The organism is Natrinema halophilum, assembly GCF_013402815.2.
GTDB classification, from domain to species: domain Archaea; phylum Halobacteriota; class Halobacteria; order Halobacteriales; family Natrialbaceae; genus Natrinema; species Natrinema halophilum.
The window spans coordinates 2,571,357-2,596,479 of sequence record NZ_CP058601.1; the positions used below are offsets into that span (position 1 = coordinate 2,571,357).

Here is a 25,123-nt window from a genome sequence, read left to right on the forward strand (position 1 = left end):
TGGACGGAACCGGATCGAAAGTGGCGTTGAATCGCGTTAACTGACGTTGAATTCGAGTCAACGTCTCGAGAGTATATCACCAATCGAAGACACCGACATACCAATGAATCGAACTACGTCGATCACGCTGGTCGCAGTACTCGTCGTCACGGCAGTCGCGGTTCCCCTCGCTGCGGCGGGCGTCGTGTCGAACGATGTATCGCAAGCAGATACCGACCCCAAAGCAGGGAACGAATCGGTCAAACCGGGTGAACGGTTCGTTGCCGCAGTCGGCGTCCAGAACGCCGAAATCGAGGGCGACGTCTCGGAGCGAGCCTACCGGGTCAGGATCGCGAACGCCGAGACGAACGAGACGAAAGCCGCCATCGTCGCCGCCCAAATCGAGGAGACCGAAACGCGCCTCGACGAACTCGAGGCCAGACTCGAGACGTTGAACGAATCTCGAGCAGCCGGCGAACGCAGCGAGGGGCGCTATCGTGCTGAAGTCGCGAAAACCGTTGCCGAGTTGCGAACGGTCGAGAGACAGGTGACAGCGGCAGAGACGACGGCAGCCCGATTGCCCAAATCGGTGCTCGCGGAACGCGGGGTCGACGTCGAGTCGATCCGAACGTTGCGAGACCGTGCCGGCGAACTCGGCGGACCGGACACGACCGCGATCGCACGGTCGGTCGCCGGTGACGAGGTCGGACGGTCGATGGGCGACGACCGCGCTACCCGCAGACCGAACGCCGGCGATGACAGCTCTGCCGACGAAACACGAGTAGACGGCGGAAACGGGACCATTAGAAGTCCGAACGAGAATTGAGGGGCGATTACGGGGCACTTTCGTTTTTTGATCCGTGGGATCGTAGGTCAGCGAAATGGTCTACGCATACGTACTGATCGACACTGCAGCAGGTACCTCCGGGGAGGTCTGCCAGACTCTCCGCGACACCGCGAACGTCGTCGAGGCGCACGTCATCGCGGGCGATTTCGACGTCATCGTCGAACTCACCGGGGACGAGCCCCACGACGTACTCGGGACAGTCACGACTACGATTCGGTCGCTCGAGGGCGTCGGGACGACGCGAACGTACGTCTGCATCGACTGATCGGCTGCCCGTCCGTGGCCGGTCGTCCGATTCCTCGTCACCGCCCGCGATCGATGCCTACTCGGCTGCGGCGTGGAGAATGGCTCCCGGACAGGTCCGGGAAACTGGACGTGTCTCCGGATCCTCCGGCAAAACCGCAATATACGGTTAAGCCGCTGGTGAGCCTACTCGTATCTGAGGGAGGACGATGACACCAGACGAGCAACGGCAACCCCCAGCGGAACGAACCGGTGAGATCGAACACGGCGTCGACGCCGGTGAACACCTCGAGTTCATCGAGTGGGTCGAAGCCAATCCCGACGAAGCCAAACTCGAATTTCGCGCATCGGGCGTCACCGAAGACGTCGCAAATCGGACTGCCGCCACGATCGGCGAATGGGCTCTCGGGGGCGAGGAGATGGGAATGGATCGCGAACACACTCTCGAGTTCGGCCTGCCGCCGGAACTCGAAGACGCGATGGGATATCAGGAACCGACAGACCGCTACGAAGCGGTCGAAGGCACATTGGCCGGACTCACGGCGTGTATCAACGGGACCGTCGTCTTCAACGCGATTCGGGACGGGATCGAAATAGACGACGTGACGACGACCGTGCGCGCCCCGATCGATCTCCGGATGCTCTTTGGCATCCACGACGTCGACAGGGCCCACGAGATGTACGGTGAACTCGAGATCGACGTCGAGGTTGCGGGCGATCTCACAGAGGCGGAGAAAGGGGCGGTTCGCGAGTACTACAATCGCTCCCCCGTTTACAATCTCGTGACGATGGAACACCCCAACAGACCGAAGGTCGATTTCAGCACACCCGCCTGAACGGCGCAGCGAGAGACGTTCGGCTCCGGGCAGTTTTTCGTTTTGAACCGGCACCGAGTACCAGCGAGCGACGGGGTGTCGGGGAATTCATCGAAACGAACGACTTCAAGACGCCGTTAGCGTTCGGGCTCATCGATTTCGTGTCTGAGAGCGGAGAACACACGAAGACGTGCACACGTCGGTCGACGATGTATCTTCGCCGGCCGAGTTCGGGGAAGCACCTGGCAAATATAGTAGTCGTTGAAGCGATTTCCCCGCTGCTCGCACTGCTGCGGCCAGCGAGCGCTCGCTGGCCGCGAATTCGCGAGCGGGATGTGCAATGACGTTCAACGACTACTAGACGAAAAATCGGTGTGACGGTTCGATTTCCGGCCTCGGACGATGCTCGACGCAGTTTCGAAACCGCTGACCTCGAGTTTAAGTACGAAACCGCGGCCAACGGCCCTATGATCGACGACGCAATCCGCATCCTCGCGGGTGACTGTACCGTCATCACCGAGAATACCGACCGTGAGGAGTACCGCGGCCGAGTAACGACGCTCGTCAAGCCGGACAACACCGTGCTGGTCCACGATATCGACGGCTACCAGCCGGTCGCGTGGATCACCCGTGCGGACAGCGTCTCGAGCGATCGCACGGGAGACTTCACACTCGTTGCGAAGAAAGACACCCAGACGCTGCGAATCGCAGCCCACGAGCAGGACGGGTTCGCACACTACCCGGCTTCCGCGGCCGGGACGCCCGTCGGGGTGTGTCCCGACTGCGACGGAGCGCTCGTCCGCTCGAGCGGCGTCAACTGCGTCGGTTGCGGCGACTGCTATGGCGTGCCGACGGATGCCACAATCCGAGACGAGCAGTGCGATTGCGATTGCGGTCTTCCTCGAATGCGCGTCGAACGAGGACTAGCGTTCGACGTCTGTCTCGACCGCGCCTGCGAGTCGCTCGACGCTGCGGTCAGCCAGGCCTTCGACCGCGAGTGGCAGTGCCCCGAATCGGATTGTGATGGCGATCTCCGGATTCTCCGGCGAGGGGGCCTCATCGCCGGGTGCGAACGCTACCCAGACTGCGACACTGGCTTTGCGGTTCCCACTGGCGTCGTCGGCGGGAAGTGCGGGTGCGGGCTACCGACGTTCGAGACCGCAAGCGGCACCCGGTGTCTCGACAGGACCTGCAATCGAGCGCTGGACGGAGTACTCGAGGCCGAATCCGAGACGGACGACTGAGCAACCCGCAGAATTACCGTGCGCTAGCCCCCGATCAGCCGCCGCTGGGGTAGCGGGAACAAAAGGGGCTGGCGCGGTCGACGAACCCCGATGACCGAGGGCTCGAAGGAGGAGCGCAACGAGGACCGCAGCGAATTCCGGGAGTCGACCGTGCCAGGGCTTTCGAGACAGTTTCATCCGATGAAGGGACGCAACCGTAGCGACGGACGGCAACCGATCCGCAGCCACTTAGTCCCGGCCAGCCAACACCCGATATGGCACTCGAGGGGCGGTTCGACGACGGCGTCGTCCGCGTCGGAGGCGACGCACGCCAGCGGTATCACGACTCGCGGGGCTACGGCTATCCGCTCGACGGGAACGAAATCGCTCTCGCGCCCGTCGAGGCGGCTCACCTGTTGTATCGAGGGGATCTCGAGGCAGTCGTCGACGTCGAGAGCGGCGAGCGACTCGAATTTCGGGAGTTCGTGGCTCGCGAACCCGGGCTCGACTTCGGCGTTCGGTTCCTCGTCTACGCAGATCTGCGGTCGCGGGGATTCTACCTCTCACCGGCCGCGGAGCCGTGGATTCCGAATCCACCCGGCAGTGAGGCGGACTTCGCCGTGTTCCCTCGGGGGAAAGGGCCGAGAGACGGCGACATTGCGTACGCGTTACGAATCATTGGCGAGCGAACCGATATTCCAGCCAGCGAACTCCGAGAGGGCGTCCTGGCGGTCGTCGACGAGGAGAGCGAAATCACCTACTTCAAGATCGACCGCCGAAATCCGACCGGAACGTCGGACACCGGCGGCGAGATGCCGGCGAACTGCGAGGCGGACCTCCTCGCCGATCGAGTGGTCATCTGGGACCCCCCACTCGAACTCTACGAAAGAGCGTTCTACGGCCAGCCCCTAGAGGGACGGGAATACGACCGGCCGACGCTACAGTGTTCCCTGCTCGAGGCGACGTACCTCGCCGAACGAGGTGCACTTTCCCTCGAGCCCGAGACGGTCCGCAAACGAGGGCGGGAGGTCGAAGGAGAGCGGTTCGATCGGCGACTGACGGTCTACAGTGTGCTGCGGGAACGGGGAGTCGTCCCCAAAACGGGATACAAGTTCGGCGCGGATTTTCGGACGTACGCCGATGTCGAATCCGTAGAAAACCTCGGTCACTCCGAGTTGCTCGTCCGCGTCCATCCGGCGGCGTACGTCTTCGAACCGCGCGATCTGGCGCTCGACGTCCGGCTCGCACACGGCGTTCGAAAGACGATGGTATTCGCGCTCGTGAGTGGTGAGTCCGACGAAGACGGGGGAATCGAGTGGTGGTCACTCGAACGGCTCACGCCGTGAGCACCGACCTACGAGAATCGCTCAAGAAACGCCGCCCCCAGAACGACCTCCGTCCCGGCCAACCCGACCGAGCAGAAGAGCGTGATCGCGTCCTCACGCCGGCGACCGAGTTCGGGTTCGGCGAGGACGTCCGCGAGTTCGACCATCCGCTCGCGATTCGCGCCCGAAGCGATGTACGGCCTATCGAACGCGTCGACCTGTATCACCGAATCGGTCGCGATGACGTCGGCGCGGTCGACGACGTCGAGCGGAAGTTCATGGGCATCCGTAAAGCGCGGGCCGATCGTCGTGACGTGGGTACCGGATGCGAGCCAGTCGGGGTCGAAAACGGGTTCGTCGCTGTCGGTCGCACAGACGAGGGTGTCGGCCTCGCGGACGACTGATTCGGGATCATCGACTGCGCAGACAGGTGGCGAGACCTCACCGTCCGCCGTTTCGGCGAATGCCTCGCGGCTCTCGGCCGTCGGACTGTAGACCAGTACCGCTTCGAAGTCGCGGGCCGCACACGCCGCGCCGACCTGCGCTCGAGCCTGGAACCCCGATCCGAGCACGCCAAGCGTCGTGCCGTCCTCGCGAGCGAGGCAATCGATGGCGACGCCGCCGATGCCGCCCGTTCTGAGCCCGCCGACCGCGTGGCCCACGATCAGCCCCTCGAACGCGCCGGTCGTCGCGTCGAAGACGGCCACCAGTTCCGTATGATCGTCGCCGGACTCGGGATGGGTTTCGTAAACCCGAAACCCGGCCGCGTTGGTCGGTCCGGTAGCGGCTCCCGCGGTGAACACCAGCTCCCCCTCGCCCGCATCGACGTGCCAGCGCGGCGGGGCCTCGAGGGCCCCTGCTGCTCGCTGCGCGAGCGCATCGCGCATGGCGTCGACGACCTGTTCGTACTCGAACTGGGAGTAGACGTCGCCGTCCGTCAGAACGGGAAACCCGGTCATGCCCGATCCGTTGGGTGGACGGAGTATAAACGTGCGCGACGGGTCGACGATCGCTACGACTCGTCCGGAATCGCCGCACCTTCGTGCTCGAGCAACTGCCGTTTGAGGTCCAGTCCACCCGTGTAGCCGACGAGCGAGTCCACGCCCACGATTCGGTGACAGGGGACGATCACGGGAATCGGGTTGCGACCGCAGGCCTGCCCGACCGCGATCGGTGCGGTCTCGAGTTTCGACGCAACCGCCCCGTACGTTCGCGTTTCGCCGGCTGGGATCTCCGTCATCGTTCGCATGACGGAGCCGGTGAAGTCATCGGGGAACTCGATTTCGAGGTCGAACGCGTCACGCTCACCGGCCTCGTATTCCTGCACCTGCTCACGGATCGTTGTCGGCGTCGCGTCGATCCGCGACCCGTCGATCTCCCGCTCGTGCCCGAATACCCGAATGCGCATCGGATCGACGTTCGGCCCGCACCCACTTTACTCTCGAGTGTCGGAAATTCGACCGAGAGCGAAGCCGAAGGCTTTTGCGCGCTGGCGCGCCAAAACGCACACTAATGACCGGAGACGATCCACTCGAGGAGTCCGAGTCAGGGGAACCGACGACCGGGGAACCGCTCGCGGATGGTGGCGCTGCTGGAGCCGACGACGTCGCGCTGGACCCCTGGGGATCCTCGAGCGTCTCCGATTACCGGAAGCTGTTCGAGGAATTCGGCATCGAGGAGTTCGACGAGGTCCTCGAAGAGGTCCCGAATCCCCACTACCTGATGCGCCGAGGGGTCATCTTCGGGCACAGGGACTATCGCCCGGTCGCGCAGGCGTTGCAAAACGACGAGCCCGCAGCGGTCCTCTCCGGGTTCATGCCGACCGGCGACCCTCACATCGGTCACAAGCTGGTCTTCGACGAGATCATTTGGCACCAGCAACAGGGTGCCGACGCCTACGGGCTGATCGCCGATCTCGAAGCCAACTCGGCTCGCGGCATGAGCTGGAAGGAGATCGACGAACACGCGCGTGACTACTTGCTCTCGTTGCTCGCGCTCGGCTTCGACCTCGAAGACGGAACGCTCTACCGTCAGTCGACGAACCGCGAACTACAGGATCTGGCCTTCGAACTCGGCGCAGAAGCGAACTTCTCCGAGCTGCAGGCGATCTACGGCTTCGACGGCGAAACTGACGTCTCACACATGCAGTCGGTCGTCACCCAGATGGCCGACATTCTTTACCCGCAACTCGAGGAGCCAAAGCCGACCGTGATCCCCGTCGGACCGGACCAGGACCCCCACGTCCGGCTGGCCCGTGATCTCGCCGAACGGATGCGGTTCTTCAAGGTGTCTGAAGCCTACGCCAGCTTCGAACTCGATCTCGACGAGCGCGACCTGGTCGCGGAGTTCTACGAAGAGCTCGATTCCGCCGACTTCGACGACGATAGCCTTCGGTGCGTCCACGTCGCGGAGGCGCTCGAAGGGACCCCCCTCTCGGAACTCGACGCCGACGCCGAGACGCTACGTTCAGTCCTGGCGAAATTAAACGAAGCCGGCATGGAACCGGTCCGACCGCGCATCCGATTCTTCGATCGGCGGGCGACCGACGAGGCGTTCGAGGCGCTGATCGACGCCATCGAGGGCGAAAAGCGGGTTTACGAGGGACACGTCGACGCGTTCGAGATCAACCGCGACGAAGCCGAGGAACTCGCCCGCGAGATCGAAGTCGACACCGGCGGCTACGGTTTTCAGCCGCCGTCTTCGATCTATCACCGATTCATGACCGGGCTCACCGGCGGCAAGATGTCCTCCTCGATCCCGGCCAGTCACATCTCGCTACTGGACGACCCCGAGGACGGCTACGACAAGGTAAAGGCAGCGACGACCGGCGGCCGCGAGACCGCAGAAGAACAGCGCGAGAAGGGGGGCCGAGCCGACGAGTGTCCAGTCTACGAACTCTACGCCTACCTGCTGGCCGGTGACGACGACGAATTCGCCAAACGCGTCTACGACGAATGCGTCGGCGGCGAGCGCCTGTGTGGTGACTGCAAGGAGCAGGCTGCCCAGCTCATGCGGGAGTTCCTGGCGGAGCACCAGGAAAAACGCGACGAAGTCGAAGACCTGCTCGAGGCTGCCGACATCGAACTCGAATCGCCGCGGCGTCGTTGAGCGCGACGCGAAATCGGTGCGCGACGCACGATCGATGCGACGTACACACGGAACGCGCTCTCGGGTTCGCGCGGCGACTATCCGGCACGCAGACTGAGAGGGAATTTCGGACGACCTCTGAGTTGGGTTTTGGCGTCTGACGAAGATATATAGGTCCGGTTGTGGAACCCGCAGATATCGATGGCTCCGCATCCCCGAGATTCGAACGACGACCTGCTGGTCTCTGCCGACGTCCTCGGTGCATTCGGCGTCACGGCGACTGACATCGAGCGGAAATCGACAGGTGAGAGTACACTCGAGGGGGTGTTGACCGACGCACTCGGACACGGGATCGATCGGACGGCGGTTCTCCGACGGCTGATCGCTCAGAGCGACCGTGGGATCGCCTGTGCAGCCCGATACTCGCAGACCGACCTCGCGAGCGAACTCGAAGCCGTTTTCGAGGCGATCGGCTGGACGCTCGCGGTCACGCCGTCACCCCACGGGGCGGAAATCGTCGCCGCCGATCCACGCGGTCGGCATCGCGAGACGACGATCACCTACCCGGAGACGCCGCTTGGAACCAACAACCTGCCCGCCGTTCTCCGGGACATCAGCGAGTCGCTGCTCGCGGGGACCGACGCCCGGTTCATCCTCCTTTCGGCCGGTATCGATCGCTGGCGAGGTGCGCTGATCGAAGTCGGCGAACTGGAGCGACTCCGCGATCGGTACGGCCCACGAATCGACGCGTTCGATCGGCCACTGTTGCCCGAGTACGGACTCGAGGCGTACGTCCCGGTCGAACAACCGGAAGGGGTATCCAGGCCGACCGGCGGGTCTATAAGCGCCGACGCTGACGGCCCGTGGCCGTCGTGGGCGCTCGAACGAGGTGTGCGACACCAGAACGAACCATCGGTGAACGTCGGGTCGCTGATCGACGAAGCGGAAGGACGTCCGCAAGCCGAGCAAGATTCGGAGTCGAACGCGGTCGAGGGATACGAGATGCGGGGCGGGTCGCCATCGGTCACGGTTTCACAGCGAGGGACCGACGATGCTGCATCGACCGACGGAAGCGAATCCGGTGCGAGCGAATCCGAGCGAGACGTGTCGCCGGAGAGGTCGAGCGAGCGATCTCGAAACCGGTCGACGAAGGACCGCACAACGGGCACGGACGATTTCAGCACGCTCTCGGGCACCAGCCCGACCGCGCGCATCTCGAACGATGCGTTTGGAACCGGCGTCAGTTGTCGGTCCGACGACGACCGCTACCGCGCGCTCGGGGCCGCGCTCGATGCGGGCGGGAACGTCTCGGCGCGTGGACTCCTCGAGAGCGACGATTTTCTCCCGGAGCTACCGGCCGCAGGGCCCGTCGAGATCCGCATCGAGTTCGCCGATAGGATCGATCCCGCGGCGATACCCGATGCGAACCCGACCGCGGATCGATCTGGCTTCGAATGGCTCGACGCCAGCTCGCTCGAGCCGGCTCGAGCTTCGAACAATTAGACGGTCGAATCGGTGGGGCGACTGAGCCGGCACGGAGACGACCGGGACTGGATCGGCTCGCCGAGACGCATCGCCGTGCCGTCGTTCGCGTCGAAGACGCAGCCGTCAACCGTTCGTCCGGGGCGAAGAGAGAGCACCACCGATCGCACCGCCGACGGCCGACAGTACGACGAAATAGGCGGCGAGAAGGGCGGCGAGCCACGGAAGATAATCAACGAACACACCTGCGAACACGAAGAAGACGGCGACCGCGAGAAGCACGAGTACGGCGAGAACGAGCGGCGTCGCGACGAGCCCGGAGACGGCACCGAGAACCGCGCCGCGTCGCCACCCAGCTTGCTCGAGGTATCCCGTGGCCACACCCCCGATGAACGGCGATCCCGGGACGAAGAAAATCACGGTCGAAAGCGCGCTTCCGACCATGACGTTCGTGATCGGCCGCCGGTCGTCGGCCGTACGATCGTCGGCGTCTCGATCGGAACTCCCGACCGTACGATCGTCGGCGTCTCGATCGGAACTCCCGACCGTACGATCGTCGGCGTCTCGATCGGAACTCCCGACCGTCGGTCGCTCGGCTTCCGGTCGAGAATCGACCGTCACGTCGGCCGATCCGCTGTCGCCGAACCGGCCGGAATCGGCGGTGTCCTCGCGCTCCTCGACCGCCCCCGTTCGGGGCGCTCGGTCGAGTTCGCTGCGGAGCGTCGCGCCGAGCAGGCCCCCGAGCCCACCGAACAGGATCGCCAGAAGACCGACGACGACGACGATGAGAAACAGCGCGGCGATTCCGAGACCGGCACCGCCGGTCATCGGCGGCGCGTTTGCGAGCCAGTAGCCGAATAGCGCGAACGAACTGATCATGACCGTCAGACCGAGCAACATCCCGAGGACGGTACCGAGCCGACGTCGACCGCGCGCGAAGAACCCCGAGACAGCGCCCCCGACCGCCGGCGACAGGACGGCCGCCAGTACGAACCGCGACGAATCGATAGCCGCGATAGCCACCACGCCGATCGCGACGAGTCCGGCGAGAAACGATCCCGCGATGCGTCGGACGGACGATCCCGACGAACTGTCGCCCGAACGAGTCCCCATAGTCATTACATCACTGAACGAACGTATCAATCTAGGTGAGAGACGTTCGTCACCGGGCGGCAAAGCGACCGATGCAGAGGCTCGAGGCTATTGCGAGAGGGGTTCTCTATCGGGATCGAGATGAGGAACCGATCCCCGTGGGATCGACCCGCAATGTTTTTGGTCCGAACGGGATATCACCCCGTATGGCGCTCGAATCCCACGCGTGTGCCGGCGTCTCGATGAGGAGACCGAAACGAGACGCGGGTCACGAACGAAGCGAACGTGCCGGTGTCGGCGATCGGTCACAGCGATTGCAGACGGGATTCGGCTTCTTTTTCGCCCGGTGAATTGGGGCCGGTGGAACCGCACGCGCTCACACAGGGCGTTCGCGGCGAAACCGACCGTTCGAGGTGGCCGCCGGGGCGCCGTCCCGGTCGGTATCGGAACCGCTAACTGACCGACACGCAGCCATACGAACAAGCGAATGCAACTCCCAGCACAACAGGTCGCGGTCCTAGAGACCGCGAGTGCGGACGAGGCAACGTCCGTCGACGCCCTCGCCGCGGCGACCGACCTTCCCCCGGAGACCGTCACCGGCGCGGTCTTCGAACTCGAGGACGAGGGACTGGTTGCCGTCAGCGAGCGCGTCGACGAAACGGTCGCGCCGACCGACGAGGGGCGCGAGTACGTCGAAAACGGACTTCCCGAGGTTAGACTCTACGAGGCCGCTCTCGAAGCCGGTGCCGACGCCGATTCCGTCTCGATGGGACGTGTCATCGGCGCGTCGGGCCTCGGGGGCGACGCGGTCGACATCGCGCTCTCGAACTACGCGCGCAAGGGGTACGGCAGCATCGACAGTGGCGAGATCACCGCCGACCCCGACGCGAACCCCAAGGCGGATTCCGAGGCGAACGCGCTCGAGGAACTCGCCGACGCGGACGACGCGCCGCTCGACGGCGTCGACGTCGACGTCGAGACCGTCGAGCAACTCGAGCGCCGCGGGCTGGTCGAACGCCGGGAGTCGACGGTCCGCGAGGTGACCCTGACCGAACGCGCCGTCACGGAGCTGATGGCCGGAATCGAGACCGCCGAGACGGTCGGCCAGGTCACACCGGAACTGCTGACCGGCGGCGAGTGGGAGGACGTCGAGTTCACCGAGTACAACGTCGAGGCCGACGCCGAACGGTTCGACGGCGGCAACGTCCACATCCTGCGCCAGACGGCCGAGCGGGTCAAGGACGTCCTCGTCGGGATGGGCTTTCAGGAGATGGAGGGGCCACACGTCGACGCGGACTTCTGGATCAACGACTGTCTGTTCATGCCACAGGACCACCCGGCGCGGACCCACTGGGATCGGTTCGCCCTGGAGCAGCCGACGCACATCGATGAACTTCCGGCGGACCTCGTCGAGCGCGTCGAGCGCGCTCACAGGGAAGGCGTCGGCGAAGACGGCGAGGGGTACCACTCGCCGTGGGACGAAGACTTCGCGCGTGCGCTCGCGCTGCGCGGGCATACCACCTCGCTGTCGACCAGATACCTCTCTGGCGAGGAGATCGGACGACTGGAACCGCCACAGCGGTACTTCAGCGTCGAGAAGGTGTACCGAAACGATACGCTCGACCCGACGCACCTGCTCGAGTTCTTCCAGATCGAAGGGTGGGTGATGGCCGAGGAACTCTCGGTCCGAGACCTGATGGGCACCTTCGAGGAATTCTACTCTCAGTTCGGCATCACCGACATCGAGTTCAAGCCCCACTACAACCCCTACACGGAGCCGAGCTTCGAACTCTTCGGCACCCACCCGACGACCGGCGAACTCGTCGAAATCGGCAACTCGGGCATCTTCCGCGAGGAGATGCTCGAACCCCTCGGCGTCGAGTGCGACGTGATGGCCTGGGGACTCGCGCTCGAACGGTTGCTCATGTTGATGTACGGCTTCGAAGATATCCGGGACATCCACGGGACGCTGTGTGACCTGGAACTGTTGCGCGAGACGGAGGTGACCTACTGATGCCCACGGTCGACATCGACCCCGACGAACTGCGAGACCTGACCGGTCACGAGGAGAAAGGCGACGACGAACTGATCGACGACCTCTTCGGACTCGGCCTCGAGTTCGAGGGACGGACGGAAGACGGCACGTTCGAGCTCGAGTTCGCGCCCGACCGTCTCGATCGGCTCTCCGTCGAGGGCGTCGCCCGCTCGATGCGCTATCAGTACGGTGACGCGAGGGGGATTCACCTCCCGTCACCGAACAGCGCCGAGTGGACCATCGAGGTCGACGAGTCGGTCCCCGACGAACGGCCGTACGTCACCGGAGCGGTGATCCGCGACGTCGATCTGGACGACGACGGGCTGGACTCGCTCATCCAGCTTCAGGAAAAGCTTCACGCGACGATGGGACGCAAGCGTGCGAAGGGCGCGATCGGGATCCACGACCTGACGATGCTGAAAGGGACCGCCGCGACCGAAGGCAACCCGACCATCCAATACGTCGGCGTCGAGCCCGACGGAGACCGATTCGTCCCGCTCGATTCCGATCAGGAGATGACGCCCGCCGACGTACTCGAGGAGCACCAGACCGGCCAGACCTACGCTGATCTCGTCAGCGAGTACGAACGCTACCCCGCAATCTACGACAGCATCGGATTGTTCTCGTTCCCGCCGGTGATAAACGGCCGACGAACCGAGGTCACGACCGACTCACGGGACCTCTTCGTCGAGATGACCGGTACCGACCAGTGGACGATCGACAAGATGCTGAACATCGTCTGCTACGCGCTCGCGGCGCGTGGAGCCACGATCGAGGAAGTCAAAATCGAGTATCCGGATCACGGACTAGTTCGTCCGGATTTCTCGACGAAGACGAAGACGGTCGCCCACGACCGCATCGAGACCATCCTCGGGATCGGATTCGATCCGGATGAAGTGATCGATCTCGCCGAGCGCTCGGGGCTCGAAGCCGAAACGCGCGAAGACGACGAGGGCGCCCTCGTCTACGAAGTGACGATCCCCCCGTACCGCGTCGACGTCCTCCACCCGCTCGACGTCATCGACGACCTCGGACGCGCCTACGGCTTCAATGACCTCGAGCCGCGCTATCCGGACGTCGGGACCGTCGGCGGCCGTCACGAGCGCTCCCGGCTCGAGAACGCAGCCCGGACCCAACTGGTCGGCCTGGGATTCGAGGACCTGCTTAACTTCCATATGATAAGCGAATCGGAGAACTACGACCGACTCGATATCTCACCGGGCGAGGACGTCTACGGGGCTGGCGAGCCCGCGACCATCAAAGAGCCCTACAGCGAGGACTTTACGATGCTGCGAACGTGGGTCCTTCCCTCGCTGTTGATGGTCCTCGAGCGGAACACGCACCGCGCGTACCCGCAGAATCTGGCCGAAATCGGCTTCACCGCCGAGGTCGACGACGGCGAGAATACCGGCGTCGCGGAGAGCCGTCGCGTCGGAGCCGTTCTCGCGAACCACGACGTCGGCTACGAAGACGCCAAGGCCCGCCTCCAGGCGCTGACTCGCAACTTCGATGTCGACCTCGAGACGCCGGCGACCGACCATCCGACCTTCATTTCCGGTCGAACTGCAGCCGTCGTCATCGACGGGACCGAAGTCGGTGTTATCGGCGAAGTCCACCCGAAGGTCCTCGTCGAACACGACCTCGAGATGCCGGTCTCTGCATTCGAGTTCGACCTCGAGGCGCTGCGGTAGGTCCTCGAACGGGGTGGCCCACCGGCTACCGGATCTCGCCGTACGTTCGAACGAGTTCGCCGTCGGCGTCGTAGCGTCGCTGTTCGAAGCCGAGCGCGTTACAGACAAGGGTATGTCCCAGGAACGAGAGGGCGTAGTCCGCCATTCCGAAGGGGTGGAGTTCGGTCTGCTGGGCGGGTGGGAGCACCGATCCCAGCACGGTGATCTCGGAGTCGCCCGCCGAAAGCGTTCCGGCGCCGACACCGGAATCGGCGGGGCCGGGATCGCCGTCGCGCTCCGAACCGGAAAGGGAGCCGGCGACGGAGCCACCGGCTGCCGTGAATGCGTCGCGGTCGACGATCGTCGCTGGTTGGTCGCGTTCCGTCGTGTAGCCGAGTTGCGGTCCCGTCCAAATTTCTCGCTGTCGAGGCCTGATTCCTGCGAGCAAAGGGTGATCGAGGGCCCTGTCCTCGAGGACGGCAAACAGCATCTCGACGTCACGGACGTCCGTGGGTTCGATCGACGCGGCGGCGCCCACGTCGAGTTCGCCGAGAAGGGCCACACCCGCGTCCGTAAGCACCAGATCGCCGCCGCGATCGACGAAGGTCTCGATCGCTTCGATATACGACGGCTGGTCGATCCCCGCATCAGACGAGACGACGAGGGTGTCGTACCGACACGTCGTCCCATCGTCCCGGACCAGTTGGCCGGCGGTGACCTGAGAGACACCTACTCCATCCATGGCGCCGTCCTCGAGGTAGGGTTCGAGATCGGCGAAAAACTGCATCGGGTTGACGGCGTACTCGCGCTGTTCGTATCCGAGTACGGCTTCCGGATCGGGTATCTCGCCGTCGACGTCGATCACGGTCGTGTCGACGTGTACGTCAGCGTCGCAGTTGACGTCGATGTCCCACCGACCCGCCCGCGGCCGGCGGACGAACGCGTCCTCGAAATCGTGTTTTCGCGCCGTCGGGTCGGTCGGGTCCTCCTTCGCAGTGAGATCGATCTCCCGAACGATGGTACCGTCCGGATCGGTGACTCGAATCGACCCCTCGGTGGCGTGTCGGACGCCGTCGAAGCGGATGAATAGGGAATGTGACGAGTCGTTCGCGTCCGCCGCAACGCTCGAGCGGCCAGTAGAGGTCGGATGCACGACTTCGCTGCTTCGTCGCACCTCGGTTGGACAGCCGTCGCGACGGTCGGGGTTGCGAACGGAGGGGGTGTCGGTGTGTGGAAGATCGGCCGACGAGCGCGTGAGTGCGTCGGTGGTGACGTACGCGGTGTCCTGCCCGCCGGTCGCGACGGTTGCACTCGGTTCGCGCACTATCGTTTCCGCACACTCACGCATCGAAGTTCGATACGCGGTGACGTAGTGGCGCGACCAGTACGGTTTCCACTCCTTCTGTGCCGCAACTCGGTGATTGGAGAGAATCACCTCCGGCGACATCGCGGTCGCCCCGAGGCCGCCGAACGCTTCGGGTTGTCCCGCCCAGCCGAACAGACTGCCCGTGACCTGGTAGCCGATCGAATCGTAAATCGTCCCCCAGTCGAACAACCCGTCGTAGCTCTCACCGTCCGGGACCGCTTTGGCCCCGTCATCTACCCACTGATACATCTCCTCGATTGCGGTCGCGATATCGTCTTCGATCGGTCCGACGTCGCCCCAGTGAGCCCGCATCCCCTTGCCGTTTCGAACGCAGATCTCGTCGAATTCGTGCGTCTCTCCGTAGTCGAACGACGCGTTCGACTCGAGGCCGAATACCACGTGATCCGCGGTGTACATCCCGTGGTAGTCACAGAAGAAGGCGACATTGTCGTAGCCGCGAAAATGGTCGACGATCGAAAGGGAGTCGGGGACGATATCATCGAATTCGTCGGGAGCACCGTTCGGTTCGGCCGGACGGAAGCTTGGATTCGTCCATCCGATCGTCGGGTACTGACGGTTGGTATCGACCGGCTGTCTGTCGAAGACGCTCGCGTTGCCCCGCTGAAAGTTCGTGTCGTGGGCCTCGACCCACGGGATCTCGGTCTGGGGGGTCCGTGCGACCCACCCATCGGGATTGGGAAACAAAAATAGGATGACGACGTCGTCGAGCAGGGGCTCGAAGTCGTCCGCCCGTCCTGCTGCGATGTCCTCGATCAGACGGCACCCGCTCTCGGCTCCGGCTCGTTCGTCACCGTGAATCGAGAGGGAGTAAACTACTTTCTCCTTTGCAGCGAACGACTCCTCGTCCCGGACATTTGCCGTCACTTCGGCGACGTGGATGGGTTTCGGATCGGGGTTCTCACCGGTGAACCGATTCGACCAGCCCGGAGACTCACCGATCGCTTCGACACGTACGCGGTCGGGATGAGCGGATTCGAGATGATCGAGTCCGGAGAGGAGTTCGTCGTACGAGACGTAGTTACGTGCCTCCTCGACCGGCGGGAAGACGCCGTCGGCGTAGGGCGACTCGAGCGTCCACCACGGATTCGCACCCGGGGAGAAGTCGAGTCGCTCGATGCCGTCTTGCCCGAGGACGGAAGCGACCTCGTCAGCGGTGAGGTGTGCGTGTGCCGCGAGCGTCGGCGAGTCGCGGATGACCGCTTTCGGTGCCCGAGGCAGGTCGGGATCGGGTGCCGTCGCGTACTCGTCTGCGAACGTCTCGAGTGCGTTCTGGTCGGCAAACTCGATACCGATTGGCGTCTCGTACTCGGCCGGAGTGTGATTGACCACGAATGCGCACTCGTCGGTCATCGGTTCGCCGCGCACGTCCGCGGTGGCAGATCCCGGAAGGGCGAGCGCTGCACCCGTCGTTGCCGAGAGACTGAGGAAGGTTCGTCGATCGATGATGCTCTCTGTGAACGTGTCGTTCGGAGTAGGGCTGCCGGCGTCAGAGTCGAGACGACGGTCGCTGACCATCGACCGCCCGTCGTAGCTATCGTTGTTAGCCATTAGTATTGGTTATCCTCATCTGAGACCAATAATGATTTTAAATAAATAAAACAAGGAATGAGACAATATCGCTGAGAACCGAATGTTTACGTAGGAGAAACAGTCGGTTCTAGCCTGTTCGACGACGAAGGTTCGTCTCACGAGAGCACAGACAAAAAAGACACGGAGAAAAGGAGCGAAGAGCGCAAGATCGGGCAGAATCGTTCGAGTAGACAGAACCGTTCAGTCGGATACCACCGGTAAAGCAGAGAACAAACGATGTCCAGGTGATGGCGTTGCAACTACGGAATCTACGGGCCCGATCAACGAAACCGACGGTAGTTGCCTAAAATTCGTGTTCGACTTCTTCTTTGTCTGCTTTCTGGATGATGATTTTCCCGTCCCGAACTCGGACGAAAACCTCGTCGCCGATATCCATGCCCGCGACTGCGAGTTCATCCTCGTGAAGATTGAGGTGGACGTTGTGGTAGTTACCGTCTTCGTCTTTCGCACCGCTTGGACTCAGCTTCTTTTTCCGTACCATCGCGGGATTCTATCCCGAACTTCGCCGTAGGATATACTTAAGTGTTTTCGACGCCCTAGCAGTGAACCTCGGTACACGAACGGGTAAACGATAGTCACCGCTCTCGAACAAAACGGAAGGTTGGATAGTGTGGAAATGTAGTGTGCGCAATTGACTTAAAGATACCGGCGCAGTCGGTCGATTTTCGGGGATATCTTTATGTCGGACCATGCGTTGAATTGACACGGAGGCGAAAATCATGGTACGCGAAGACGGTAAACGAAACTTTGCGCTGCGCGAATCGGGCGGTGACGAGTCGAGCGTCTTCTCGGGCAACACGCCCCGACAAGCAGCGCTCAAAGCGGCACGACGGCTCGAGCCGGGCTCGAGCGAGGAGTCGGCGGAACGCGTCGAGCTCAAATTGCGAGAGAAGGGGACAGACAAGGTCCACATTTACGATGGCTGGGCCTGGGAAGAGACTGCACCGAGTGACAAGCCGGACTGGATGCCCGACGAGATCACGGAAGCAAACGTATCGAAGAAGGGGATCGAACACCTAGACGAGTAACCCGCTCGGGTGAGTTGCTCTCTCTGGTACGAGCCGGCCGTGAGCAGCGTCGTTCGACCGCCACAGGTCGCGTACGCGTACCGATGATGAGCCAGCGGGTCCGTCGGGACGAGCCGAGCGGTCGCTGAAAGCCCGATTTTTACGCAGAGACTTCGCGTTCCCCAGCACCTGGAGACGGATGGCCATCGTCGGGACGGTGTAGAGTGGTCGGCCACGCTGAAAGCGACGGAACCGGGTGAGATTCGACTGGCAGGTCTCGCGAAACCCGACGGTCTTTTGACCCGTAGCCGACTACGAGCGTGTAATGGCTGCAGTTACGCTCGGTCCCGAAGGAACCTATTCTCACAGAGCGACGAGTTCGATCGCCGACGACGACGAGATCGACTTCCGACAATCGGTCACGGCGATCGTCGATGCCGTCGCGAGCGACGAGTACGATCGAGGCGTCATCCCGATCGAAAACAGTATCGAAGGCAGCGTCACAGAGAGCCTCGACGCGCTCGCGGACTACGACGTCGCCGTCGTCCGCGAAATCGTGACGCCGATCAGGCACGCGCTGTTCGCACAGGGGCCGGATTTCGACACCGTCGCCAGTCACTCCCAGGCGCTTGCGCAGTGTCGGACGTACCTCGAGCGGGAGTACCCCGACGCGACCCTCGAGGCCGTCGCGAGTACGGCCAAGGGCGTCGAGTTCGCTCGCGAAGACCCCGCAGTCGCCGGTATCGGCCATCCAGCCCTCGGCGGCGACGACCTCGAGATGCTCGCCGAAGACATCCAGGATCAGGACTCGAACGCGACGCGCTTCTTCGCGCTCGCCCCGGCCGAGGAACGATCCAAAGGGGGTGGGAAAACCTCGCTGGTCGTGTATCCGAACGCAAACTATCCCGGGCTCTTGCTCGAGTTGCTCGAGCCCTTCGCAGACCGTGACATTAACCTGACCCGCGTCGAGTCGCGACCGAGCGGGCAACGGCTGGGCGATTACGTCTTCCACGTCGACTTCGAGGCAGGGCTCTACGAGTCTCGAACGATGGAGGCGATCGAAGACCTCGAGGAACTCGCAGAAAACGGCTGGGTTCGGCGTCTGGGGTCGTACGATACCGAACACGTCGTCGAATAGCGCGCGCGAGGGCTCGAGGAGTCGGAGATGTGCAATCGATCGGTCGTCGTGATTAGTCGGTCGTCGTGATTAGTCGGTCGTCGTCGTGGTCTCGAAACCGAGCCACGCTCGAATGCGATCCGCGTATGCGGCTACCCCGAGGCCAACGACGAACGTGAGAAGCGACGGAACGAGTATCCACAGGAGATCGGGATGGGACGCGCCTGTATGAAGAACTGGATCGACCATACGAGATAGTAGTTGGAGTGACCTGCATAAGTCGACCGACGCGGGCAGAAATGACCGCGATCGGATCGATTCGGTGTTACAGCGAACGTGACGGTTGGCCTTGATCGGCAAACAACTATCCGTGGATCGGGATCAGCCGGCGTGCAACGAGTGACGGGGACACTGTCTCCGTACCATAAACGGTTTTCCCCGTCCCGCGGTACCACCGGTATGCCACTCGAGACAGGAGACAACGCCCCGAGCGTGACTGCGCCGAATCAGGATGGCGAACCGGTCAGCCTCACGTTCGAGGAGCCGACGGTCCTGTACTTCTATCCGAAAGACGATACCCCGGGCTGTACGGTCGAGGCGAACCAGTTCCAGCGCGAGCGCGAAACCTATCGGGATGCTGGCGTCGACGTCTACGGCGTTTCGACGGACGACGTCGACTCTCACAGATCGTTCTGCGACGCAGAGGGACTCGAATTCGACCTGCTTGCGGATCCCGACGCGGAAATCGCAGAGACCTTCGGCGTCCAGTTACGGGACGGCAAGACGGCGCGGACGACGTTCCTCCTGGCCGACGGCGAGGTGAAGGCCGTTTACGAAGGCGTCGATGCCGACGGCCACGCTCGTAGCGTTCTACTCGACGCACTCGACGACGGGCTCGTTACGCTCCCCGAATAGTGGCTTCCCTTCTGTCGTGACACTGCAGGCAGAATTTATCCCGGTCGGAACCGTAGACTTCGGTATGCGACCCAACCCGTTCGACGATATCGAGGAGTTGCTCGACCGACTCAGTCGCCAGGTCGAGGAGGGAATGACCGCCGGCGGCCTACAGGTCCCGGGATCGGTCCCGATCAACGTCGCCGACACGAGCGACGAGTACGTCGTCACGGCGGATCTGCCGGGATACGAAACGGACGATATCGACCTGACGCTCTCGGAGGGAACGCTCCGCCTCGAGGCGAACCGGACGGGCGACAAAGCCCACGAGGAAGGGCAGTATCTTCGTCGCGAGCGAACCAAAACGTCGGCGAGTCGGCGAATCCGCCTGCCCGAACCCGTCGACGAAGAAGCGGTGGTCGCCGGCTTCGAAAACGGCGTGCTGACGGTCCGGCTACCGAAAGTCTCGGGCGGCGAGGAATCGCGACAGATCGACATCGAGTAGCCGTCGACCGCGGGCCGCTCGAGTCGGACACGATGTACAGCGTCAGTTGGTCGAATCCGGACCGAGTGTAGCCACGCGGCGTGGACCGTCGGATCGGCCGGACGAGACTCGATTCGCCGACCGAACGGGGAGAATCGGCAGCCGCTGACGTTCGCGCAGTTGCGCCACCGGTTCGCCGTCCCGATCGGCTTCTTTCGTGCGTATATTATACCTCGATGATTGCGTTTCGCCCATGGCCCAATTGATCGCACTCGTTGTCGCAGGGGTCTTCGTTCTTTTCGGTGGGGTCGTTCTGTCACGGGCGAGTGAAGTCTACGAGCGGTATACGACGATCGAGGAGCTCGAGACGGAGAGTGACAACCGAATCGAACCGGGGCGCGAGACGACGATCCGGGGCCCAGTGTACGTCTCCGAGCCAGCGGTGCCGGATCGGAATCCACTCGATCTGAACGGGGGCGGCTCGCCCGCACTCTGGGCATGGCGGGTCCGCCAGAAGGAGGGAACGGGCGGACAGGGAGGCGGTTCACGATGGCGAACTGTCGACGGGGAGCTGGCCGTCGGCGAGTTCGCCATCGACCACAGTTGGGACCGCGTTCGCGTGGACGCCGCTACGCTCCCAATCCGGCGGGACGACGGCCCGACCGACCCCTTCGACTCGTCGCAGTGCTATCTCGGTGACCCGGCGGAAGACGTCTATCTCGGCGAACTCGATCCCGTCAATCGACTCCTCGAGCGGACCGGATTGGCCAGCGAGGACGGCGTCCTGAGCGACGTGGAGTTCACGATCAGCGTCGGCGGGACGACCAGCATGCCAGACAAGTATCAGGCCACCGTCGTCCGGTCCGGCGACGAACTGCTGGTTCGCGGCGAACTGACCGAGACGGTCGACGGATACGTCCTCCGAGGGACCGAAGCGACGCCGCTGGTGATCGCGGCTGGGGATCTCGAGGCGCAGCGAGACCGGGGACGCTCGGAGGTCCACATGCGCAGGGTGGTCGGCGGTGCACTCATCGTTCTCGGCGCGTTCGTCGCCATACTCGGAGTCCTGTGAATTCGTCTCTCGGTTCGGGCGTCGGCGCTAGTACCACGCACCGCCCGACGAGACGTTGATGTCCTGGCCCGTGATGTGACGCGAGTCGGCGCTGGCGAGGTGGACGCACAGTTCGGCGACTTCCTCGGGCGGGACCAGTTCGTCGACCATGAGGCTCTCGCGGACCTCGCCCTCGATGGCCTCGACGGGAACGCCGTTCTCCTCGGCCTGCCGTTCGAAGACGTTCCGGATCCGTTCGCCCTCGACCGGACCGGGGCAGATCGTGTTGACGGTTACGTCGTCGTCGCCGAACTCGGCCGCCAACGCGCGGGAAAGCCCGATCAGACCCATCTTCGATGCGGCGTAGGGCGTTCGGTTCGCGTAGGGCCGCTTGCCGCCGATCGAGGAGATGTTGACGATGCTCCCCTGATCCGACTCGCGGATGTGCGGGGCGGCCCGTCTGGTCACGCGAGCGACGCCGACGACGTTGACGTCCAGCGTCTCGAGCCACTCGTCGTCGGTCGTCTCCTCGACCGGCGCGGTGGGACCGGCGATCCCCGCGTTGTTCACGAGGCAATCGAGGCCACCGAAGGTCTCGACCGTTTCGTCGATCGCGTCGGCGACCGATTCGGGATCGGTCACGTCGGTCTCAAGTGCAAGCGTTCGGTCAGGCGCATCGATCAGCTCCTCGGTCTCGTAGATACCGTCGCTTCGGGCCGCGAGGACGACGTTGGCGCCCCGATCAGCGAACGTGACGGCGATTTCGCGGCCCAATCCCTGGCTGGCGCCCGTAACGAAGACGGTAGAATTTGCGACCATACAGCGTGATCAGACGAGACGAGAATAAAAGTTCCCACCACTGGGCCGGTCGCACGGACTCGTCTCGACCCGCTGGATCGGCGGAATCGGGGCACGCGAACCGCCGAACCGACTCATCGCCCGACAGAGGTATGGAAAGGTATAGGATGGCGTCACCACCATACGTATATAAGCAAATGAGCGACGCGGGATACGACCACGCGACGGTCGAACGGCGCTGGCAAGAGGCGTGGGACGACGCAGACGTCTATCGGACGCCCGACGACGTGGACGATCCGACGTACGTTCTCGGGATGTACCCGTACCCGTCCGGAAAGCTCCACATGGGCCACGTCCGTAACTATACGATCACGGACGCGTACGCTCGCTACCGACGGATGCGCGGCGACGATATCCTCCATCCGATGGGGTGGGACGCGTTCGGCCTCCCGGCCGAAAACGCAGCGAAAGACCGCGACACCAACCCGCGGGACTGGACGTTCGATTGCATCGAGACGATGCGCGACCAGATGACCGCGATGGGCTTTGGCTACGACTGGGACCGCGAGATCACCACGTGTACGCCCGACTACTATCAGTGGAATCAGTGGCTGTTCGAGCGCTTCTACGAGGAAGAGCTGGTCGAGCGACGCGACGCCGAGGTCAACTGGTGTCCCAACTGCGAGACCGTCCTCGCCGACGAACAGGTCGAAGGCGAAGCGGAACTGTGCTGGCGCTGTGACACTCCCGTCGAACAGCGCGTTCTCGAGCAGTGGTTCCTGAAGATCACCGAATACGCCGACGAACTGTTGGACGCGATCGATGACCTCGAGGGATGGCCGAACTCGGTTCGGCAGATGCAGCGCAACTGGATCGGGCGTCAGTACGGGACGGAGCTCGAATTCGATATCGACGGCCACGGGGCGGTAGAAGCGTTCACGACCCGCGTCGATACGATCTTCGGGGCGACGTTCTTCGCGCTCGCGCCGGACCACCCGATCAGCGAGGAGTTGGCCGAAACGGACGATGCGGTCCACGAGTTCGTTCACCACGAGGCCGATCCGGAAGGCGACGAGCCAAACGGGGTCGAGACGGACCTGACTGCAACGAACCCCGTCACAGGCGAGGAAATCCCCGTCTACGTCGCCGACTTCGTCCTCTCGGACGTCGGAACGGGCGCGCTGATGGCCGTGCCGGCCCACGACGAGCGCGACCACGCCTTCGCCGAAAAGAAGGACATCGACGTCAGACCCGTCATCGCTCCGGAACCCGACGGGGACGAGGCGCCGACCGCGCCCGACGTAAGCGAGGGTGCCTTCACCGACGACGGCGTCCTGATCAACTCCGGCGAGTACAGCGGTCTCGACAGCGAGACCGCTCGCGCACGGCTGACCGAAGACATCGAAAACGCCGAGGAGGCGACGCAGTACCAGCTCCGCGACTGGGGTATTTCCCGGCAGCGATACTGGGGGACGCCGATTCCGGTCGTCCACTGCGACGATTGCGGTCCCGTCATGGTTCCGAAAGAAGACCTGCCAGTCGAGCTTCCCGAATTCATCAACACGACCGGGAACCCGCTGGATGCCGCCGAAGAGTGGAAACGGACGACCTGTCCCGACTGCGGCGGCGACGCCGTCCGCGAGACGGACACGATGGACACGTTCGTCGACTCATCGTGGTACTTCCTGCGATACGTCTCCCCGTCTCTCGAGGACGCTCCGTTCGGTCGCGAGCGGGCCAACGACTGGATGCCCGTCGACCAGTACGTCGGCGGCATCGAACACGCCGTAATGCACCTGCTCTACTCGCGGTTCTTCACGAAGGTGCTGGCCGATCACGAGGGGTTGCAACACCGCGAACCCTTTACGAACCTGCTCGCGCAGGGAATGGTCCAGCTCGAGGGCGAAAAGATGTCCAAATCGAAGGGCAACGTCGTCTCTCCACAGCGGATCGTCGAGGAATACGGGGCGGATACCGCTCGCCTGTTTATGATGCAGGCCGCACAGCCGGAACGGGACTTCGACTGGAGTGAGGAGGGAGTGAGGTCGACGTATGCCTTTTTAGCCCGGTTACAGGAGATGGTCGAGGAGTACGTCACGGACGAACCCGACGGCGACGACGACGCGATCGCAAGCTACGTCGACAGCGAGATCGACGCGACGATCGCCATCGCAACCGGCGAATACGACGAACTGACCTTCAACAAGGCACTGCGCGAAACGCAGGACCTGACGCGGACGCTGCGGCAGTACAGCGATTACGCCGAACCCCACGCCGAGACGTACGAGCGTGGGCTGTCGGCGGTCGTCCGCTTGCTCGCGCCGGTCGCCCCACATCTGGCCGAGGAGTTGTACGAAGAACTGGGACACGACGAATTCGTCGCCGCGGCCGACTGGCCGGCCGCCGAAATCGACCGGGAGCGGGTCGAAAAGCGTCGCCGACTGGTCGAAAACACTCGCGAAGACATCCGCGATATCGTCGACGTCGCCGGAATCGAGGATCCGACGGCGATCGACGTCGTCGTCGCTCCCGACTGGAAATACGACGCCCTCGAGATAGCGATCGAGAGCGACGCCGACAACCTGATCGGCGAACTCATGGGCGAGTCACACATCCGCGAGCGGGGCGACGCTGCCGCCAGCTACGGTCAGGATCTCCAGGCCGAGCGCGAGGCCCTGTCGATGACGCTCGAGCCAGACGAAGAGTACGCTGCCCTCGAATCGGCTGCGTGGTTGATCGAACGCGAATTCGAAGCATCCGTCAGAGTCATTCACGCCGATGCGGCCGGCGACGACGTCCTCGCAAACGCCGAGCCCGGCCGTCCGGCGATCGAAATCGACGACTGACGTCTCACCGCCGGCCAGACGAACCTGAGCGGCGACCTGACGACGTCTGATCGACGGCCGCATTCGGTCCAACCGGGTCTGCCCACTGCCGTTTGCTGACTCGAGGGAGACGTGATTGACAGACCGTTCTCGACTCGCCGCCGATTAGTAG

Annotated in this window: 23 protein-coding genes; 16 read left to right on the plus strand and 7 right to left on the minus strand. The window is 63.5% G+C overall.

The genetic code is table 11. The features are described from left to right. Window positions 1–103 precede the first annotated feature (103 nt). The 5 genes from HYG82_RS33255 to endA all read left to right on the plus strand — a co-directional run bounded on the left by HYG82_RS33255 (window position 104) and on the right by endA (window position 4,453). Window positions 104–805 (plus strand): hypothetical protein, encoded by a 702-nt coding sequence (locus tag HYG82_RS33255; protein ID WP_179261326.1) that lies wholly within the window; start codon window positions 104–106, stop codon window positions 803–805. A 55-nt stretch (window positions 806–860) separates the two neighbouring features. After that, the gene (locus HYG82_RS33260; RefSeq protein ID WP_179261327.1) at window positions 861–1,091 is read left to right on the plus strand and encodes an Lrp/AsnC ligand binding domain-containing protein; all 231 of its coding nucleotides are present in this window, start codon (window positions 861–863) and stop codon (window positions 1,089–1,091) included. 187 nt (window positions 1,092–1,278) lie between these two features. Continuing rightward, a complete protein-coding gene (locus HYG82_RS33265) occupies window positions 1,279–1,905 on the plus strand; it encodes an OsmC family protein (RefSeq protein WP_179261328.1) in 627 nt (208 codons plus the stop codon). Between the two features lie 446 nt (window positions 1,906–2,351). Beyond that, the gene (locus HYG82_RS33270) at window positions 2,352–3,128 is read left to right on the plus strand and encodes a DUF91 domain-containing protein (protein ID WP_179261329.1); all 777 of its coding nucleotides are present in this window, start codon (window positions 2,352–2,354) and stop codon (window positions 3,126–3,128) included. A 254-nt stretch (window positions 3,129–3,382) separates the two neighbouring features. Then, complete coding sequence (gene endA, locus HYG82_RS33275) at window positions 3,383–4,453, plus strand: tRNA-intron lyase (RefSeq protein WP_179261330.1); 1,071 nt, start codon at window positions 3,383–3,385, stop codon at window positions 4,451–4,453. An 8-nt stretch (window positions 4,454–4,461) separates the two neighbouring features. Here endA and HYG82_RS33280 read toward each other — a convergent pair whose 3' ends face one another. Next, complete coding sequence (locus HYG82_RS33280; protein ID WP_179261331.1) at window positions 4,462–5,391, minus strand: ornithine cyclodeaminase family protein; 930 nt, start codon at window positions 5,389–5,391, stop codon at window positions 4,462–4,464. Window positions 5,392–5,444: 53 nt separating this feature from the next. Further along, on the minus strand, window positions 5,445–5,840 hold the full coding sequence (locus tag HYG82_RS33285) for a methylated-DNA--[protein]-cysteine S-methyltransferase (protein WP_179261332.1): 396 nt from the start codon (window positions 5,838–5,840) through the stop codon (window positions 5,445–5,447). A gap of 104 nt (window positions 5,841–5,944) precedes the next feature. Here HYG82_RS33285 and HYG82_RS33290 point away from each other — a divergent pair, with 104 nt between their 5' ends. Both HYG82_RS33290 and HYG82_RS33295 read left to right on the plus strand, forming a co-directional pair. Then, complete coding sequence (locus tag HYG82_RS33290) at window positions 5,945–7,540, plus strand: tryptophan--tRNA ligase (protein ID WP_179261333.1); 1,596 nt, start codon at window positions 5,945–5,947, stop codon at window positions 7,538–7,540. A 180-nt stretch (window positions 7,541–7,720) separates the two neighbouring features. After that, a complete protein-coding gene (locus HYG82_RS33295; protein ID WP_179261334.1) occupies window positions 7,721–9,022 on the plus strand; it encodes a hypothetical protein in 1,302 nt (433 codons plus the stop codon). Between the two features lie 105 nt (window positions 9,023–9,127). Here the strand turns inward: HYG82_RS33295 and HYG82_RS33300 are convergent, their stop codons facing one another. Beyond that, a complete protein-coding gene (locus HYG82_RS33300) occupies window positions 9,128–10,114 on the minus strand; it encodes a DUF5518 domain-containing protein (protein ID WP_179261335.1) in 987 nt (328 codons plus the stop codon). Window positions 10,115–10,299: 185 nt separating this feature from the next. On the opposite strand from HYG82_RS33300, the gene HYG82_RS33305 reads away from it, so the two are divergent. From HYG82_RS33305 to pheT, 3 genes are all read left to right on the plus strand, one after another. Further along, window positions 10,300–10,443: a hypothetical protein gene (locus HYG82_RS33305; RefSeq protein ID WP_179261336.1), complete on the plus strand. Its 144-nt coding sequence runs from the start codon at window positions 10,300–10,302 to the stop codon at window positions 10,441–10,443. A 137-nt stretch (window positions 10,444–10,580) separates the two neighbouring features. Further along, window positions 10,581–12,107, plus strand: coding sequence for a phenylalanine--tRNA ligase subunit alpha (gene pheS / locus HYG82_RS33310; RefSeq protein WP_179261337.1), 1,527 nt, complete (start codon window positions 10,581–10,583; stop codon window positions 12,105–12,107). Next, complete coding sequence (pheT, locus tag HYG82_RS33315; protein ID WP_179261338.1) at window positions 12,107–13,819, plus strand: phenylalanine--tRNA ligase subunit beta; 1,713 nt, start codon at window positions 12,107–12,109, stop codon at window positions 13,817–13,819. The genes pheS and pheT overlap by 1 nt, the downstream gene beginning before the upstream one ends. A gap of 25 nt (window positions 13,820–13,844) precedes the next feature. Here pheT and HYG82_RS33320 read toward each other — a convergent pair whose 3' ends face one another. Next, window positions 13,845–16,733, minus strand: a complete 2,889-nt coding sequence (locus HYG82_RS33320) for a M14 family zinc carboxypeptidase (RefSeq protein ID WP_425495344.1) — start codon at window positions 16,731–16,733, stop codon at window positions 13,845–13,847. A gap of 325 nt (window positions 16,734–17,058) precedes the next feature. Further along, window positions 17,059–17,256, minus strand: a complete 198-nt coding sequence (locus HYG82_RS33325) for a hypothetical protein (RefSeq protein ID WP_179261339.1) — start codon at window positions 17,254–17,256, stop codon at window positions 17,059–17,061. Window positions 17,257–17,494: 238 nt separating this feature from the next. On the opposite strand from HYG82_RS33325, the gene HYG82_RS33330 reads away from it, so the two are divergent. Together HYG82_RS33330 and pheA are read left to right on the plus strand one after the other, a co-directional pair. Beyond that, on the plus strand, window positions 17,495–17,803 hold the full coding sequence (locus HYG82_RS33330; RefSeq protein WP_179261340.1) for a non-histone chromosomal MC1 family protein: 309 nt from the start codon (window positions 17,495–17,497) through the stop codon (window positions 17,801–17,803). A 304-nt stretch (window positions 17,804–18,107) separates the two neighbouring features. Beyond that, the gene (gene pheA / locus HYG82_RS33335) at window positions 18,108–18,920 is read left to right on the plus strand and encodes a prephenate dehydratase (RefSeq protein ID WP_179261341.1); all 813 of its coding nucleotides are present in this window, start codon (window positions 18,108–18,110) and stop codon (window positions 18,918–18,920) included. A 69-nt stretch (window positions 18,921–18,989) separates the two neighbouring features. Here pheA and HYG82_RS33340 read toward each other — a convergent pair whose 3' ends face one another. Continuing rightward, the gene (locus tag HYG82_RS33340) at window positions 18,990–19,148 is read right to left on the minus strand and encodes a hypothetical protein (RefSeq protein ID WP_179261342.1); all 159 of its coding nucleotides are present in this window, start codon (window positions 19,146–19,148) and stop codon (window positions 18,990–18,992) included. Window positions 19,149–19,358: 210 nt separating this feature from the next. Between HYG82_RS33340 and HYG82_RS33345 the strand changes: the two genes are divergently transcribed. From HYG82_RS33345 to HYG82_RS33355, 3 genes are all read left to right on the plus strand, one after another. Then, window positions 19,359–19,814, plus strand: coding sequence for a peroxiredoxin (locus tag HYG82_RS33345; RefSeq protein WP_179261343.1), 456 nt, complete (start codon window positions 19,359–19,361; stop codon window positions 19,812–19,814). A gap of 64 nt (window positions 19,815–19,878) precedes the next feature. Continuing rightward, entirely contained in the window at window positions 19,879–20,298 is a 420-nt protein-coding gene (locus HYG82_RS33350; RefSeq protein ID WP_179261344.1) for an Hsp20/alpha crystallin family protein, read from the plus strand. A gap of 232 nt (window positions 20,299–20,530) precedes the next feature. Next, window positions 20,531–21,349, plus strand: coding sequence for a hypothetical protein (locus HYG82_RS33355; protein WP_179261345.1), 819 nt, complete (start codon window positions 20,531–20,533; stop codon window positions 21,347–21,349). A 27-nt stretch (window positions 21,350–21,376) separates the two neighbouring features. On the opposite strand, the gene HYG82_RS33360 is transcribed toward HYG82_RS33355, so the two are convergent. Further along, on the minus strand, window positions 21,377–22,147 hold the full coding sequence (locus HYG82_RS33360; protein WP_179261346.1) for an SDR family NAD(P)-dependent oxidoreductase: 771 nt from the start codon (window positions 22,145–22,147) through the stop codon (window positions 21,377–21,379). Between the two features lie 176 nt (window positions 22,148–22,323). Between HYG82_RS33360 and leuS the strand changes: the two genes are divergently transcribed. Continuing rightward, window positions 22,324–24,972, plus strand: a complete 2,649-nt coding sequence (gene leuS / locus HYG82_RS33365) for a leucine--tRNA ligase (protein WP_179261347.1) — start codon at window positions 22,324–22,326, stop codon at window positions 24,970–24,972. The last annotated feature ends 151 nt before the right edge of the window (window positions 24,973–25,123 follow it).

Coding starts and splice junctions, on each gene's coding strand:
- HYG82_RS33255 (WP_179261326.1), top strand. CDS start 104: ATGAATCGAACTACGTCGATCACGCTGGTCGCAGTACTCGTCGTCACG.
- HYG82_RS33260 (WP_179261327.1), top strand. CDS start 861: ATGGTCTACGCATACGTACTGATCGACACTGCAGCAGGTACCTCCGGG.
- HYG82_RS33265 (WP_179261328.1), top strand. CDS start 1,279: ATGACACCAGACGAGCAACGGCAACCCCCAGCGGAACGAACCGGTGAG.
- HYG82_RS33270 (WP_179261329.1), top strand. CDS start 2,352: ATGATCGACGACGCAATCCGCATCCTCGCGGGTGACTGTACCGTCATC.
- endA (WP_179261330.1), top strand. CDS start 3,383: ATGGCACTCGAGGGGCGGTTCGACGACGGCGTCGTCCGCGTCGGAGGC.
- HYG82_RS33280 (WP_179261331.1), bottom strand. CDS start 5,391: ATGACCGGGTTTCCCGTTCTGACGGACGGCGACGTCTACTCCCAGTTC.
- HYG82_RS33285 (WP_179261332.1), bottom strand. CDS start 5,840: ATGCGCATTCGGGTATTCGGGCACGAGCGGGAGATCGACGGGTCGCGG.
- HYG82_RS33290 (WP_179261333.1), top strand. CDS start 5,945: ATGACCGGAGACGATCCACTCGAGGAGTCCGAGTCAGGGGAACCGACG.
- HYG82_RS33295 (WP_179261334.1), top strand. CDS start 7,721: ATGGCTCCGCATCCCCGAGATTCGAACGACGACCTGCTGGTCTCTGCC.
- HYG82_RS33300 (WP_179261335.1), bottom strand. CDS start 10,114: ATGGGGACTCGTTCGGGCGACAGTTCGTCGGGATCGTCCGTCCGACGC.
- HYG82_RS33305 (WP_179261336.1), top strand. CDS start 10,300: ATGGCGCTCGAATCCCACGCGTGTGCCGGCGTCTCGATGAGGAGACCG.
- pheS (WP_179261337.1), top strand. CDS start 10,581: ATGCAACTCCCAGCACAACAGGTCGCGGTCCTAGAGACCGCGAGTGCG.
- pheT (WP_179261338.1), top strand. CDS start 12,107: ATGCCCACGGTCGACATCGACCCCGACGAACTGCGAGACCTGACCGGT.
- HYG82_RS33320 (WP_425495344.1), bottom strand. CDS start 16,733: ATGGCTAACAACGATAGCTACGACGGGCGGTCGATGGTCAGCGACCGT.
- HYG82_RS33325 (WP_179261339.1), bottom strand. CDS start 17,256: ATGGTACGGAAAAAGAAGCTGAGTCCAAGCGGTGCGAAAGACGAAGAC.
- HYG82_RS33330 (WP_179261340.1), top strand. CDS start 17,495: ATGGTACGCGAAGACGGTAAACGAAACTTTGCGCTGCGCGAATCGGGC.
- pheA (WP_179261341.1), top strand. CDS start 18,108: ATGGCTGCAGTTACGCTCGGTCCCGAAGGAACCTATTCTCACAGAGCG.
- HYG82_RS33340 (WP_179261342.1), bottom strand. CDS start 19,148: ATGGTCGATCCAGTTCTTCATACAGGCGCGTCCCATCCCGATCTCCTG.
- HYG82_RS33345 (WP_179261343.1), top strand. CDS start 19,359: ATGCCACTCGAGACAGGAGACAACGCCCCGAGCGTGACTGCGCCGAAT.
- HYG82_RS33350 (WP_179261344.1), top strand. CDS start 19,879: ATGCGACCCAACCCGTTCGACGATATCGAGGAGTTGCTCGACCGACTC.
- HYG82_RS33355 (WP_179261345.1), top strand. CDS start 20,531: ATGGCCCAATTGATCGCACTCGTTGTCGCAGGGGTCTTCGTTCTTTTC.
- HYG82_RS33360 (WP_179261346.1), bottom strand. CDS start 22,147: ATGGTCGCAAATTCTACCGTCTTCGTTACGGGCGCCAGCCAGGGATTG.
- leuS (WP_179261347.1), top strand. CDS start 22,324: ATGAGCGACGCGGGATACGACCACGCGACGGTCGAACGGCGCTGGCAA.